Source organism: Companilactobacillus hulinensis (genome assembly GCF_003946555.1).
Taxonomy (GTDB): Bacteria; Bacillota; Bacilli; order Lactobacillales; family Lactobacillaceae; genus Companilactobacillus; species Companilactobacillus hulinensis.
Window position 1 is genome coordinate 18,455 of sequence record NZ_RHOO01000027.1, and the last position, 13,771, is coordinate 32,225.

The following is a 13,771-nucleotide window of genomic DNA, read 5'->3' on the forward strand; positions in this document are numbered from 1 at the left end:
ATGAAGAATATAAACAAGTATACTAAAAGCATTGATGATTTGATTTCTGAGGAATCAAAAGATCCAGAATTTGAATCAGAATATAAAATTGAATACAACAAGTTAGCAAGTGCTGCCGCAGTGTTAAAGGCCAGAGAGTCTGCAGGTCTTACACAGCGTGATCTTGCTAGTATATCAAGTGTTCCACAAGCTACAATTGCAAGAATTGAGAGAGGAAGTAATACCAGTATAGAAACCTTAACAAAAATAGCCAATGCTCTTGGTAAGAATATAAAATTAACATTTGCTTAAATTAAAAAATCGTGCAGAAATTAATCTGCACGATTTTTATTTATTCAAGACCCTTTACAATTTCTGCTTCAGAATTAGCACGGAATCCCTTTTCTAATTTGATTGATGTTCCTTTAGTCATTGTTTTTACATATGGAGCGGTGATTTCAAAGGTGCTTGAACCACTAGTTGAGAATGGAACAACTGTCTTACCATCTAGCTTGAATTTATCAAAGAAACTATTAATGATCATAGGTGGTTGCTCGTACCATGTTGGATAGCCCAAGTAAATCTTGTCATATTTACTTAAGTCTAGATCACTGGCGATTTCGGGATGAACATTGGTATCACGTTGTTTTTGTGCAAGCGCACCTAAGTCGTCGAAGACCTTGGGCCATTCTTGAACGGCTTTTAATTCCTCGATGTCTGAACCAGTTTTTTTAGCAATTGATTCAGCAGCTTTTTTTGTATTTCCTGATGTTGAAAAATAAATTACGATAGATTTCATAACAATTTCTCCCTTTAATATGAAGTAACAGGTTCTACTTGACTGACGTTGGTGAATTTACGATTTGATAATCCAAATTCGATAATTTCAGAAATTCGGTTGCTACATGAACATTTTTGTCTTCAGAATTAGTGCTTTCATTTAAAACAATCAGTTTTTTGACTCGATAAACTTTCATCGATTCTACAATTGTAGGAATAAGATCAATACTTGATTCGTTATTTAATTTGGTCACAACGATGTTCATATTCTCCATTGCGTTATCCAAATCAATACGATTCAGTTCATTGCTGTCTATAATAGTAGTGTTTGATTCGCTATCAATTAAACTTGATGCATCCATGTTGTTTCCTATGATTAAAACGTTAGTCATCGACCCGCTCCTTTAATTTTGTATGTATTTACATTTTAACGCTTATAATAATTTTCGTGTTAATTATTTTAAACCGCTTTCAATTTCTGCTTCAGAGTTAGCACGGAAGCCATTACCTAATTGTACTTTATTATCTTCAGCCAATTTTTCTATGAAGGGCTGGCTTTCACTGAATTCACTGTTGTAGGTAGTCGTGAATGGCACAACGGTTTTGTTTTTTAAGTCAACTGTTTCAAAGAAACTATCAATAATCATTGGTTCTTGGTGATACCAAGTCGGATAGCCTAGATAAATTGTGTCGTATTTGTTCAAATTAAATTTGTTAGCAATTTCTGGATGGATGTTGTTATCTCTTTGATTACCGGACATTTTAACCAACTCGTCATAATCATCTGGATATGGTTCGACAGGTTCTAATCTTTCGATATCGGAATTGGTTTTAGAAGCAATCAATTCCGCCGCCTTTTTAGTATTCCCAGATTCTGATAGATAAATAATAATTGATGACATATCGTGTTCCCCCTTTATATACGATAAGCATACGCCTTAGAGTGGACTTTAAGGCAAGTGCCAAAATATAATAAAATAAATAATAAAATATATTGCGTTAAAGTATGGTTTAAGGTTTATATTAATAACATAAAGAGGTTGCCACTCCGGATTACGAAATATTTTGTAATCCTCCGCTTAATAGTATCTCGCTAAAAGTTATGAAGTAAATTCATTATTTTAGTGATATGAATGAGGAAGCAATCAAAAATTGAAAGCGTGAGGTGATTGAGGTGGAAAATGTATTAATTATTGGGGCTAGCGGTTCGATTGGGTCTATCGTTAGAAAAAATTTACTTGAATCAAGTGATAGTCATTTAACCTTGTTTGTTCGTAATACGGATCGACTTGGGGAGATTGATGATGAGCGTGAAACGGTTATTGCTGGTGATGCAACCAAATTTGATGATGTTGATTCAGCAGTGGAGAATCAAGATGTTGTCTTTATTGGGGTCAGTGGAGATTTGCCAGAAGTTGCCCAGAATGTTGTAACGTCAATGGATAATAATGGTGTTGAGCGAGTCATTCTGATTAGTTCAATGGGTATTTATAATGAGGTTAACTCTGATAGTAATTGTGACAACATTCCTTCAGTATTAGTTCCTTATCGTCAGGCGGCTGATATAGTTGAACAGTCGGATTTGGATTCAACCGTTATTCGTCCTAGCTGGTTTGATGATTTTCCAGATACCAATTATCAATTAACCTTTAAAGGTGAAGCATTTGTTGGCAGAAACGTTTCTAGAACTAGTGTGGCGGACTTAGTAACGCGCGTAATTCATGAGCCAACTCTGTATGAAAATGAAAGCTTGGGAATTAGTCGAGCATAGAGGTGTATTAATGAATATTAAAGAAGTCGCAAAAAAATACGAACTTAGTGAAGCAACAATCAGATACTACGAGAAAGTAGGTTTGATTCCACCAGTTCATCGCAATAGTGTTGGTTATCGTGATTTTACACAAGAAGATGAGAACTGGATCAATTTTTCAAAGTGTATGCGTAATGCAGGAATGTCAGTCGAGTCATTATCTGAGTACATATCCCTTTTTGGTCAAGGTGATTCAACAGTTGGGCGTCGTAAGGAAATACTTGAGGAACAACAGGCAGCTATCAAGGCCAAACTTGATGATATGCAGTCTACTTATGACAGGCTCTCAATGAAAATCAACACATATGATGAGCATTTAGCAAAATTTGAAAAGGAATTAGAAAATCAAAAGGAAAATGTCTAATACAACTTATTATTCAGTAATGAGGGATGATTCGCTGGTATTGAACTGGACAAAACAGAGTCAAGAAGTAGTTAGAATATTGAAACGCGATAATAAGGGGACTTTGGTTTCGTTATCAGGTAATTCTAAAGTGTCGCTGGATCAACTGATAGATATTGGTGATATGAAAGTTTACAATCAGGAAACGATGGATGACTTCATGAACGAAAAGACCTGTGGGGATGTCTATCTAGATAATGCCTTTACTTTAATAGATGATTTGGAATGTAAGTACAGTATTGAAGATTCAAAGTATTCATTCGAAATTTATTTATCGACAGTATTAGCTAAGAAAATGCATCTTTCCCAAAAGATGAGTTGGATGTTAATGACTTCCTTTTTGGTTAGTCATGATGCAAAGTTAAAGGATGTGGTCTTTGATTATCCTGGGACTGATTGGAAGAAATTCGATAGTGAATTCTTCGACAAACTTGTTGAAATCCCACATGATCGTCCTTTTGAGAATAACTTGATAAGAACTGAATATAATTCAGAACCATTTTCTACCTATAATAATGTCGCAAAAGCATTTCAAGATTTGGTTGAGTTGAGCAAGATAGATAGTAATGATATTTCTTTAAGTAAATTACAAATTCAATCTTCGTTTGAATTAGTCAGAATGAGTTTTGAATTATTGAAGTATTTCTCTTAAATACATTTATAGTATCGAAAATAAAAGCCCAAATTATGGGCTTTTTTATTTTTGACAAGTTTTTTTGAAGAAAAATTGAAAATAAATCAGTGAAATATAAGTTTTTTTCTGAAATTTCGGTAGGTATGTAGTTATTGATACGATAGGTTTTTACTTATTTATGTTTCAGTTGTGTTACCAAGGTTACAAAAAAGAGACGTTTTGTAACCTTATTTAAGTTTTTATGTAATAAAAGCCTGTTATAGTATCACTCATAGCGTTGAGAGCTAAAGAAAATATAAGGATGTTTTTAATTTATGAGAAAAGTATTATCTATTGCTTTATTAAGTACAACAGCCCTAACTGCAATGGGAGCAACTGCAAAGACTGCTGAAGCTGCGATCACAGTGGACAGCACTCGCGTGACAGTTGAAGCAGGCGACACTTACAAGAGTATCGCTGCTAATAATGGAGTTACAATTGCAGAATTAGAACAAGCTAACGGCCGTGTTGTTGGTGGATTCGACTTGATTTTCCCTGGGGAAACAGTTTACCTACCATCAGCTGTAGCTGCAACAACAGACACAACTACACAAGAAGCAAGTACAACTGATACACCAGCTACTACTGCTCAAACACAAACAGCTACAACACAAGCTGTTGCACAAACACAAAGTACAGCTTCAACAATAAGCACAACAGGTACATCACACGGTACATTCAAGATCAGTTTTTATGATCCAGCTGTGCTAGGTTCAAGCATGGGTTATGGTGGTGTTGCTGCCAACCTATCAGTATTCCCTAAAGGTACACAATTGAAGATCACATTGGCTGATGGTACAGTAATGTACAGAACAGTTAATGATACAGGTACATTTGCATACAGTAATCCTCGTCAATTGGATGTTGCTATGCCAAACGCATCAATTCCTTCATACGGTGTTACTTCAGCTACTGTAGAAGTTATCTAGTTTAATACACTGGTAGATTTTGTAACTCGTTTCAATAATTAGTTATTTTGAGAATAAAACCAAATTAAAACATCAGAATCCGGAGAGGGGTGCTGATGTTTTTTTGTGCGGAAATGTATTTGTTCACGTAATTTCGTTTGAACTATTAAATTGACTTACTTATATGTCGTATGCATAATTAAGTCGAGAAATGAGGAAATTATGGAATATCTTGCCAAAGATATTGTCAAACTTCTAAAGGATCATGGATTTTATGAAATTAGAGTTAAAGGGGATCACCATAGGTTTACTGATGGCAATGGTAATTAGAAATACAAGAATTCCTAGTGATTTAGCAATTTAAGCTGAAAAGAGACATATTGATTTTTCTGAGACTCTTGCTGAAGGACTTAGAGAAAAATTACGTGCTTGAAATTTGAAAATGTATTAACCATATTAGGATTATTGGTCACATTACCAATGATCTTTTTATTTGTCTCTTTAATTAGTTATTCAGAGGTAGATTGTGGATGAATTCAAGTCAACGACGAGCTGTAGTTCCTAACGTTATTAATCGAATTGAATAAGTTCAGTATGTGAATAGGACTATAGTTAAAATTTCTGAAAAAATATAAAAATTTTCATTGCGCACATTAAAAAATAAGGCTAATATTATCAACAATTACAAATTGGAACAGGTGATTTTTGATGGTGCAATCACGAGCAAATAGAAATCTTTTGTTGGTTGCCTTCATGTGGGGGACGAGTTACACATTTATCAAGATGGCGATTGCGGCACAAATGCCACCGTCAGTTATTAATACGTTACGGGGATTGATTTCAGCAATATTGGTTTACATATTCTTTCGGAAAATCGTCAATACAATGACATGGAAAGAATTCAAGATTGGCGCTGTTTGTGCAGTATTCAACTTTGTAGTCGTTCAGTTACAGTCCACTGGATTGAAATATACAACGCCAAGTAATAGTTCATTCATAACTTCAATTTATGTTATTTTATTGCCATTCATAGCTTGGTTGTTCTTCAAAAGAGTTCCACCATTAAAAATTTATCTTTCTATTATATTGTGCGTGTTTGGGATGATATTTTTAACAGGTATTATTTCAACGGGGTTAAAGTTTCATATGGGAGATTTCTTGACCGTATTAAGTGCAATATTTTATGCATTACAGATGACGTATTATGGATACGCCACTAAGAATGCTCGTCCACAAATTTTGGCATTTCAATTAGGATTTGTTCAAGCAATTTGTGGAGTATTATATTCATTCACAATTGATTATGGTAAATTACCACAGATCAATTGGACAGCCGCCATTGGACCAGTTATTTATTTAGGGGTAGTTGCAACGTTTGCGGCACAAGTTATTCAAGTTACGAGTCAAAAATATACCGATACGGTCACAGCTGGGTTAGTATTAATGACAGAGTCACTTTTTGCCAGCTTAGTGTCGGTCCTATTCCACGTTGAACCATTGACACAACATTTGATAATTGGTGGCAGCCTAATTATTTTCGCCACCTTGGTTGCTCAATTTGATATACGTGGTGTTGTTAGCCGGTATTTTGTTAGGCAAGATGGGATTAGAAAGCCCTAAGGGCAGACAGTTATAATATTTGAGGAGGATTCACATGTCAGTAACACCAACTACTTTATTGAACAAACAGCTTGATGCATTGTTGTATCAAGAAAAAAATCTGGTCGCTAATTTGGCTAATGCTAGTGCTTTGATCAATGATACATACGAAGATTTGAATTGGTCAGGATTTTACTTATACAATAGTGATACAGGTGAACTAGACCTTGGACCATTCCAAGGTAAGGTTGCTTGTATGCACATTAAGAATGGAAGTGGCGTTGTTGGTACAGCCTTTAATGACCAACAAATTCATCGTGTAGCCAATGTCCATGAATTCCCTGGACACATTGCATGTGATAGTGCTAGTAATTCTGAAATTGTGGTTCCTATAACTAAGGGTGATAGGAAGATCGGTGTCTTAGATATTGATTCACCATCATTAGATAGATTCACTGAGGATAATGAGAAGGAACTTGCTGAATTTGTACAAGTTTTGATTGCACATATTGAATAGAAAAAAGCTAAGTTTGAAGTGAACTTCAAAACTTAGCTTTTTTAATATCTTTGATTAATTTTTATAGATATCATTTCTTATAGATGTTTTAACTATGATTACAGTAAACTTGTCATCATTTATATTTGCTATAATTCGATATTTTCCGACTCTATATCTCCAAAGAGTACCAAAATTTCCTTCAAGTGCTTTTCCCCATGCACGTGGATTGTTTGAATTTTCAATATGTTCATCTAACCATTTAATGATACGAATTTGGATTTGCTTATCCATTTTGGAGAAATCCTTGTCGGCCTTTTTTGCGAATTCCCAGTGATAAAGTATCATTGAATATTTAACCGTTTAATAATTTCATCACGTTTAACGGTTTTCCCATGGCTTTCTTTGAGATTCTTTATGGCATCGTTATAATCATTTTCATCATTAATTCTGTCCATGACTGTTTGTCTCATGAATTCAGTAACAGAGATACCATAAAATTTTGCCAAGTCTTTAACTTTTTTGTATTGATCATCTTTAAATCTTAATGAAGTTACGGTCATTGCTTATCACCTCTAAGTGAATAGTATCATCAATTAGACTTCAAATGAAGTCTAACGTTTTTTTTGAAAATATAGCGTGCTAAAGCTTAATTTAAGGTGTACAACGTATAGTGTAGGACAAAAGAATGTGAGGTTCTTTTTAGGAGGTGCGTTTTGTTAGCTAAATATACAACAGAAAAGTTTAAGATTGATGACGGTCAAAAAGATATTGATGGATGGCTACTAAGACCATTCAGTAAGAAGGATGATTCAGAGACAATTATTTTCTCACCTGGACGTGATCAGACGTCAAAGGATATGATGCCATATGCGGAAAATGCGGTTGAACATGGTTATAACGGTGTGATTTTTAATTACCGTGAACTTGGTGAAGATCAATCAGAATTATTATCAAAAAGAAGAGACTTGGAACTTGTAGTTAGATTTGTTAAGAAGTTGGACTATGTGGCCGAGAATAATATCGTATTGCTTGGTGAAGATTTTGGTGCGGTTATCTCAGTGGTTACTGTCAATGATATTCCTAATGAGATAAGTAAGATGGTATTGATGCATCCAGAATTCAACTTCACGGATCAGTTTGCATATGATAGTCTGAATGAATGTAATATCCCAGTTCTGGTATTACAAGGTGATATGGATCATGTTGTTCCACTTGAGAGTACAAAAAAAGCACTTGAATTATATCCAAATGCTGAATTGAAAGTCTTTAAGGGCGCAGGTCACGAATTCTTGGGTGAATATCGTAATCAAGCAATTAAAACTATCGACGAATTTTTGAAATAATTAACTAGTTTGTCAGGGAGGGCAAACTAGTTTTTTTGTGCAACTGATTCAGAACTTAACATTTTGTTGAATAATATTGGGCAGACGATACATGTGATAATTGCTGCCAAAGTTATTGCACCATTTTGGGCTTCGGTGATTATTTTTAAATTTTGACCAACTTGTAAGATGGGCAGAACTAACGTGATCGTCGTTGACATCAATATTGAAGCACCGAAGGCGAGTTTATTGCCAAATTTTCGTCTCAAAATGAGGTGGATAATTGACTTAGCCAAGATGAATGCTACGAAGAAGACAGGGATCAGAATCAGTGCTCCTTTGTCATGTAGCAGGGTTCTTAGGTTGAGATTAACACCTGTGACAATGAAGAAGATGGGTACGAAGAATCCGTATGCCATTGAACTCAACTTCTCTTGGGTATCCTTTTTGGGGTTGAGTAATTTCATAACGACACCGGCTAAGAAGGCACCTAAGATACTTTCGGCACCAATTTGTTCCGCAACGGTTACCAATGTGAATATTAGGAAGAAGGCTAGACGAATATCTAGTTGAGTCGTTGCCTTATCTATTTTGTCGAAGAAGACATAGACACGCTTGAATCTTCTTAATAGGAAGATTGCAGCTAAGAAAATCGTGGGCAATAACAAGGCTGAGAAATAATTTTTTTGCTGAACAGCTGAGTAGATGGTCAAGGCAACAAGTGGGATGAATTCTCCCATAGCCGATATTAGTAGAAGTGTCTGACCGTATTCATTGTCTAATAATCCAACCTCTGTCAGTAGTGAAATAATAACACCCAATGCAATTGTGCTGACAAGGATCGTTGCCAGAATAATATTATTGAACAATCCGGTATAGTATAGAGCCACGCTTAAGACTACAGACATTATTAGAACTGACATGAAACTTCCAAATGCCAGTCCCAGTGGAGATTTCTCGGCACCTTTTGGTTTCTTCTCAAACAGTGAGAAGTCGATTTCCATTCCACCTAAGAAAATCAACATGATAACACCAAGGTTGGCTAGATAAGTTAATGTGGAGTTAGGCTGAATCAAGTTGAGACCGGTTTTTCCGATAATAATACCCATAATAATTTCAGCAACTGTTCCGGGAATTCTAGTAATTCGGAATCTTGCCATGATTAACGGAGTTGCCAGAGCTGCGAATAGTGTGATCAGGACTGAAAATTTACTCATAAAATAAAACCTCTTTTGTTTTTCTATCAAAGAGTTTAGCGTAATTTGAATTTTTTTCCAATTAATAACAAGTTGTACAGGGAAAATATTAACATTTTCCCTGTACATTTTTGATTTACCTTATTTTCTATTAATTCCCAAACTATCACGTGAACCAAGCTTTGAATCATGAGATAGCCTTACAACCAGGTCGGCGACACTCTTGATTGAGACATCGTGTCCACCAAATGGTTCACCTATTACTGTTATCAAACCAACCTAGGCGGATAACGGTATAGTTCAAGTCTGATGTTTCAATAATATCAGCCGCATTACGATATGTTCTTAGCATTGGGTTAGATGATAGATTACATCCACTATAAATCTTGATGTTCACTTTAAGGCAATATTTTTTTGAGAAGATTGAGTAAACATCAGATTAATTATTAGATTCTGAACTAATAAACTAGTAATATATTATTGATATGAAACTTTTAACAATTAAAGAGGTAAATCAGTTTGACAGAATCAACATTTTGGTCAAAAATATCAGCTCAAGCCAAGTCAGAACATCGTCCATTCTTTAGCATGGCACCTATGGAAGCAGTCAGTAATACGGTTTTTCGTCAGGTAATCACACACGCATGTGCTCCAGATACATTCTTCAGTGAATTTGTCTATGCGAAAGCAATTACGAATCCGAATACTAAGTTCCCTATTCATGGTCGGCTATACATTGATCCAAGAGAAAAAACACGTCCGGTCGTACAACTATGGGGCAATGAAGCGCTAGACTTTGAATCTGCGGCTTATTCATTGAAAGAACAAGGATTTGAAGCAATAGATATCAATATGGGATGTCCAGATGGTACGGTTATTAAGAATCATGGTGGTAGTGATTTGATTAGGAACCATCAATGGGCTCAAGATGTAATTGCGGCGGCAAAAACTTCAGGATTAGCCGTTAGTGCTAAGACACGTCTTGGTTATAGCAAGGTTGAAGAATTCAAAGATTGGATTCCATTTTTGCTGCAACAAGACGTTGATGTCTTGACGATTCATTTGCGTACTAAGATGGAAATGAGTAAAGTTCCAGCTCACTTGGAAGTAATTGACGATATTATCAAGATGCGGGATGAAATTGCTCCGCAAACTTTGATTCAAATTAATGGGGATATTCCTGATTATCAAGCTGGCCTGAAATTAGCGCAAGAACATCCTGGTTTAGATGGAATTATGATTGGGCGTGGGGTCTTCGCTAATCCGTTTGCCTTTGAGAAGAATCCAACAACACATTCACTTGATGAGCTTTTGGATCTGTTACAGATGCAATTAAATCTGTTTGATGATTTTTCAAAGAAGTACGATATGCCACGTTTTCCATCACTCAAGCGTTTCTTCAAAATCTATGCTCGACCAGAATTGGGTGCGACTGATTTGAGAAATGCGATGATGGATGCTAAGTCTACTGACGATGTACGTAAGACTTTGGCTGAAAAAGATAAGTATTTGAAATAATATATATAGCATGAAAAGCAGAGTTCCTCTGATTATGAGGGATTCTGCTTTTTTTATCATAAATAAAAAATAAAGTGCTGTTTTCTATTTTGAAAACAGCACCTTATTTTAATTCCAAGCTTGTGACATGGGTTTAATTAACGGATTAACTTTGGACTTTTGATTCTTCAAATAAGCAACATAGAAGTCCACTGTGCTGGCATCGTCACTGATAGGGATTCTAATGCGATCATCATCGTTATATGGAAGATGATGGCTATCTTTGCCAGAAATATTTGTACTGAAATATGGGAAGTTAGAATATTGAGTTATTTCAGTGAAGGCATCGAATTGTTCTTGGTACATGAATCTAGCATCAGGAATATTATCTTGAACAATTTTTTTCCAAATACCGATATCGTTAACAACGACAAAACTCATTCCTTTTAATTCTTCAAATGTGACTGAAGTCTTGTTAGCAAGATAGGTGAACTTGTCTAGGTTGACCGACAATTTCTCACTACCAATGTATCGAGATTCAATTGAATCCGTCATGATCTTTTGATTGGTAATAATCATGGCAAAACTACGATTCTCTATGCTAGATATAACTGAATCTGTTTGTAGTAGAGAATCGTCTATTACAACGTTATCATCAATATCACTCAAAGACCTCAATAACATAATGGGTCCGGGTGCTATTGAACCAATCTTTACAGTGGTATGACTTGCTTCATATTTTTGAACAGTATCAATGAAGCTTTGATTTTGGTCAAGAACTTTTTGTGCTTCTTTAGCCGCCAGAATACCAGTTTTGGTCAGAGCTACGTGGTTAGGTTGACGGTCAAATAGCTTAACATCTAATTCATCTTCAAGTTTCTGCATACCTCTAGTAACAGTCGGCTGAGTAACCATTAGCTTTTCAGCAGTGGCTGCCAGCGTTCCGTATTTATTAAATGTAACTAGTTCCTCAAGTAAGTAGTTATCGATCATAAAATCACCTCATTATAATGCCATACGTCAAACGTATGGTAGCATGTTTATCTGGTAATTTTCAAGTGTCCAATATGTTCATATAATGAACTCATGAATTAAACAAACAGTAATTAAATAAAGAGGTAAATAATATGGAAACAGTTAAATTAAATAATGGAGTTGAAATGCCACAATTAGGATTCGGAGTATTTCAAGTAACAGACTTGGATCAATGTGAACAAGCAGTCGTTGATGCAATTGCATCTGGCTATCGTTTGATCGATACAGCCGCGGCTTATCAAAATGAAGCAGCCGTTGGTCGTGCCATCAAGCGTAGTGGAGTTGATCGTAAAGAACTCTTCATTACATCTAAGCTTTGGGTTTCAGATGCTAATTATGATAGAGCGCAAAAGGCTATTGAAACATCATTAAATAATCTTGGAGTTGATTATCTAGATTTGTACTTATTACATCAACCATACGGGGATGTTTCTGGTGCATGGCGTGCTTTGGAAGAGGCTTATAAAGCTGGTAAGATTCGTGCCATTGGTGTTTCTAACTTCTACGCTGATCAATTGAAGAACTTAGAATTATCAAATGAAATCAAGCCAGTACTTAATCAAATTGAAGTTAACCCTTGGTATCAACAGAATTCTGAAGTTGACTTCAATCAGGGAGAAGATATCCGTGTTGAAGCATGGGCACCATTCGCTGAAGGTAAGCATGACATCTTTACAAATGAAGTCATTAAAGAAATTGCGGACAAATACAACAAATCTAATGGTCAAGTTATTCTAAGATGGCTACTCCAACGAGGAATTACCGTAATTCCTAAGTCAGTACACAAGAATCGTATGGAAGAAAATATCAATGTCTTTGATTTTGAGTTAACTGATGATGAGATGAAGGTTATGAATGGCCTTGATAAGGGTGAGAGTCAATTCTTCGATCACCGTGATCCTGTGACAATTGAACAGATTTTCGGAACAAGTTTAGCTAAACTAAAATAATATTAACGAGGATAAATGATTGTGGAATTAGATTTTAAATCAGAAAAATAATTGGAGAGATAAAAATGAAAAAAGTATTAGTATTAGGCGCAAATGGCCAAATTGCAAGAATCGCAGAAGATCGTATTTTGAAAGAACAACCAGATGTTGAATTGACATTGTTCTTACGTAATAGCAGCAGATTATCCAAATTGGCATCGGATAAAAATGTTACTTTGGTTGATGGAGATATTAATGACTTTGATGCTGTTAATGAAGCTATGAAGGACCAAGATATAGTTTATATCTCATTCGTTGACCACGATGGCAACAACGTTATGACTAAGAATGTTATTAAAGCTATGAAAGAAAACAATGTAGGCCGTGTTATTGAATCTAGTTTGTTAGGTTTATATAACGAAGTTCCCGGTGAATATGGTCGTTGGAATTACAGCATGGTCAAGGGTGGTTTGGATGCCGCTATCAATGCTGACAAAGTACTTGCAGATTCAGGATTATCATACACAACACTACGCTTCCCATGGTTGAATGATCGTGATGAAGTTAAGTATGACATCACACACAGGGATGAACAATATGTTGGTGTTTCAGGATCTCGTCAAAGTATGGCCGATGTGATTGTTAAGATCATCGCTGATCCAGAGTACTTGAAGAATGATTCTGTTGGTATCGCCGATGCTGCTACACAAGGTGAAACTAGACCTGTATATTAGACCAAATAGCTATATTTGAAATAGAATAATCAAAATTGTCTAGTTACGCGACTGTGATTTATTTGCAGTAGAACTAACTAGACTTTTTTGTTCTTTGTGCTATACGTCTCACGTATAATAGCATGTTTATCTAGTAATTTTTTATGTCTGAAACGGTCCCATACTATATTCATCGCTTGAGAGAGATATACAAATTTGGTAGTAGATGGTAACAAAGTTGATCGTGCTGATAAACAGGTCAGTGATTGGATTAAATATTAGATAAGATTACGGTAATTGAAGAATAATCATTAGTAAGAAGTCATCAGTTAATTGATGGCTTTTTATTACCGTGCGCCCGGCATGGGCGATAACTTGGTGGTGCAAGTCCACTGTGAGCCGTAGTAGTCGGAATCACTAGCCGAGGA

At 35.5% G+C, this 13,771-nt stretch carries 19 protein-coding genes and 1 pseudogene; 12 read left to right on the forward strand and 8 right to left on the reverse strand.

What is annotated here, in order from left to right; translation table 11 throughout:
• Window positions 1–291: a helix-turn-helix domain-containing protein gene (locus tag EKM66_RS11050; RefSeq protein WP_125764597.1), complete on the forward strand. Its 291-nt coding sequence runs from the start codon at window positions 1–3 to the stop codon at window positions 289–291.
• Window positions 292–331: 40 nt separating this feature from the next.
• On the opposite strand, the gene EKM66_RS11055 is transcribed toward EKM66_RS11050, so the two are convergent.
• The 3 genes from EKM66_RS11055 to EKM66_RS11065 all read right to left on the reverse strand — a co-directional run bounded on the left by EKM66_RS11055 (window position 332) and on the right by EKM66_RS11065 (window position 1,661).
• Window positions 332–778, reverse strand: a complete 447-nt coding sequence (locus EKM66_RS11055; RefSeq protein ID WP_125764599.1) for a flavodoxin — start codon at window positions 776–778, stop codon at window positions 332–334.
• A gap of 34 nt (window positions 779–812) precedes the next feature.
• Entirely contained in the window at window positions 813–1,151 is a 339-nt protein-coding gene (locus tag EKM66_RS11060; RefSeq protein WP_125764601.1) for a Rossmann-fold NAD(P)-binding domain-containing protein, read from the reverse strand.
• Between the two features lie 63 nt (window positions 1,152–1,214).
• Window positions 1,215–1,661 carry a flavodoxin gene (locus tag EKM66_RS11065; RefSeq protein ID WP_125764603.1) on the reverse strand — a complete coding sequence of 149 codons (447 nt, stop codon included), beginning with the start codon at window positions 1,659–1,661 and terminating at the stop codon, window positions 1,215–1,217.
• Between the two features lie 272 nt (window positions 1,662–1,933).
• On the opposite strand from EKM66_RS11065, the gene EKM66_RS11070 reads away from it, so the two are divergent.
• From EKM66_RS11070 to EKM66_RS11100, 7 genes are all read left to right on the forward strand, one after another.
• Complete coding sequence (locus tag EKM66_RS11070) at window positions 1,934–2,530, forward strand: NAD(P)H-binding protein (RefSeq protein WP_125764605.1); 597 nt, start codon at window positions 1,934–1,936, stop codon at window positions 2,528–2,530.
• Window positions 2,531–2,540: 10 nt separating this feature from the next.
• The gene (locus EKM66_RS11075) at window positions 2,541–2,933 is read left to right on the forward strand and encodes a MerR family transcriptional regulator (RefSeq protein ID WP_125764607.1); all 393 of its coding nucleotides are present in this window, start codon (window positions 2,541–2,543) and stop codon (window positions 2,931–2,933) included.
• Window positions 2,926–3,624 carry a hypothetical protein gene (locus EKM66_RS11080; protein ID WP_125764609.1) on the forward strand — a complete coding sequence of 233 codons (699 nt, stop codon included), beginning with the start codon at window positions 2,926–2,928 and terminating at the stop codon, window positions 3,622–3,624. Before EKM66_RS11075 ends, EKM66_RS11080 begins: the two co-directional genes overlap by 8 nt.
• Window positions 3,625–3,920: 296 nt before the next feature.
• A complete protein-coding gene (locus EKM66_RS11085; RefSeq protein WP_125764611.1) occupies window positions 3,921–4,574 on the forward strand; it encodes a LysM peptidoglycan-binding domain-containing protein in 654 nt (217 codons plus the stop codon).
• 201 nt (window positions 4,575–4,775) lie between these two features.
• Complete coding sequence (locus EKM66_RS11090) at window positions 4,776–4,883, forward strand: type II toxin-antitoxin system HicA family toxin (protein WP_125764613.1); 108 nt, start codon at window positions 4,776–4,778, stop codon at window positions 4,881–4,883.
• 378 nt (window positions 4,884–5,261) lie between these two features.
• Window positions 5,262–6,173 carry a DMT family transporter gene (locus EKM66_RS11095; protein ID WP_125764615.1) on the forward strand — a complete coding sequence of 304 codons (912 nt, stop codon included), beginning with the start codon at window positions 5,262–5,264 and terminating at the stop codon, window positions 6,171–6,173.
• Between the two features lie 34 nt (window positions 6,174–6,207).
• Window positions 6,208–6,669 (forward strand): GAF domain-containing protein, encoded by a 462-nt coding sequence (locus tag EKM66_RS11100; RefSeq protein WP_125764617.1) that lies wholly within the window; start codon window positions 6,208–6,210, stop codon window positions 6,667–6,669.
• Window positions 6,670–6,723: 54 nt separating this feature from the next.
• On the opposite strand, the gene EKM66_RS11105 is transcribed toward EKM66_RS11100, so the two are convergent.
• Both EKM66_RS11105 and relB read right to left on the reverse strand, forming a co-directional pair.
• The gene (locus EKM66_RS11105; RefSeq protein WP_225426602.1) at window positions 6,724–6,996 is read right to left on the reverse strand and encodes a type II toxin-antitoxin system RelE family toxin; all 273 of its coding nucleotides are present in this window, start codon (window positions 6,994–6,996) and stop codon (window positions 6,724–6,726) included.
• The gene (gene relB / locus EKM66_RS11110) at window positions 6,993–7,211 is read right to left on the reverse strand and encodes a type II toxin-antitoxin system RelB family antitoxin (RefSeq protein WP_125764619.1); all 219 of its coding nucleotides are present in this window, start codon (window positions 7,209–7,211) and stop codon (window positions 6,993–6,995) included. The genes EKM66_RS11105 and relB overlap by 4 nt, the downstream gene beginning before the upstream one ends.
• A gap of 153 nt (window positions 7,212–7,364) precedes the next feature.
• Between relB and EKM66_RS11115 the strand changes: the two genes are divergently transcribed.
• Window positions 7,365–7,994: an alpha/beta hydrolase gene (locus EKM66_RS11115; protein WP_125764621.1), complete on the forward strand. Its 630-nt coding sequence runs from the start codon at window positions 7,365–7,367 to the stop codon at window positions 7,992–7,994.
• A gap of 26 nt (window positions 7,995–8,020) precedes the next feature.
• Here the strand turns inward: EKM66_RS11115 and EKM66_RS11120 are convergent, their stop codons facing one another.
• Together EKM66_RS11120 and EKM66_RS11125 are read right to left on the reverse strand one after the other, a co-directional pair.
• Window positions 8,021–9,190, reverse strand: a complete 1,170-nt coding sequence (locus tag EKM66_RS11120; protein WP_125764623.1) for a cation:proton antiporter — start codon at window positions 9,188–9,190, stop codon at window positions 8,021–8,023.
• Between the two features lie 120 nt (window positions 9,191–9,310).
• Window positions 9,311–9,539, reverse strand: a pseudogene (locus tag EKM66_RS11125) (NAD(P)H-binding protein); the annotation flags it as partial.
• A 149-nt stretch (window positions 9,540–9,688) separates the two neighbouring features.
• Between EKM66_RS11125 and EKM66_RS11130 the strand changes: the two are divergent.
• Window positions 9,689–10,687, forward strand: coding sequence for a tRNA dihydrouridine synthase (locus EKM66_RS11130; protein WP_125764625.1), 999 nt, complete (start codon window positions 9,689–9,691; stop codon window positions 10,685–10,687).
• A 108-nt stretch (window positions 10,688–10,795) separates the two neighbouring features.
• Here EKM66_RS11130 and EKM66_RS11135 read toward each other — a convergent pair whose 3' ends face one another.
• Window positions 10,796–11,659 carry a LysR family transcriptional regulator gene (locus tag EKM66_RS11135; protein ID WP_125764627.1) on the reverse strand — a complete coding sequence of 288 codons (864 nt, stop codon included), beginning with the start codon at window positions 11,657–11,659 and terminating at the stop codon, window positions 10,796–10,798.
• A gap of 134 nt (window positions 11,660–11,793) precedes the next feature.
• Between EKM66_RS11135 and EKM66_RS11140 the strand changes: the two genes are divergently transcribed.
• Window positions 11,794–12,651, forward strand: a complete 858-nt coding sequence (locus EKM66_RS11140) for an aldo/keto reductase (RefSeq protein ID WP_125764629.1) — start codon at window positions 11,794–11,796, stop codon at window positions 12,649–12,651.
• Window positions 12,652–12,716: 65 nt separating this feature from the next.
• Complete coding sequence (locus EKM66_RS11145) at window positions 12,717–13,364, forward strand: NAD(P)H-binding protein (protein WP_125764631.1); 648 nt, start codon at window positions 12,717–12,719, stop codon at window positions 13,362–13,364.
• Window positions 13,365–13,771: the final 407 nt, after the last annotated feature.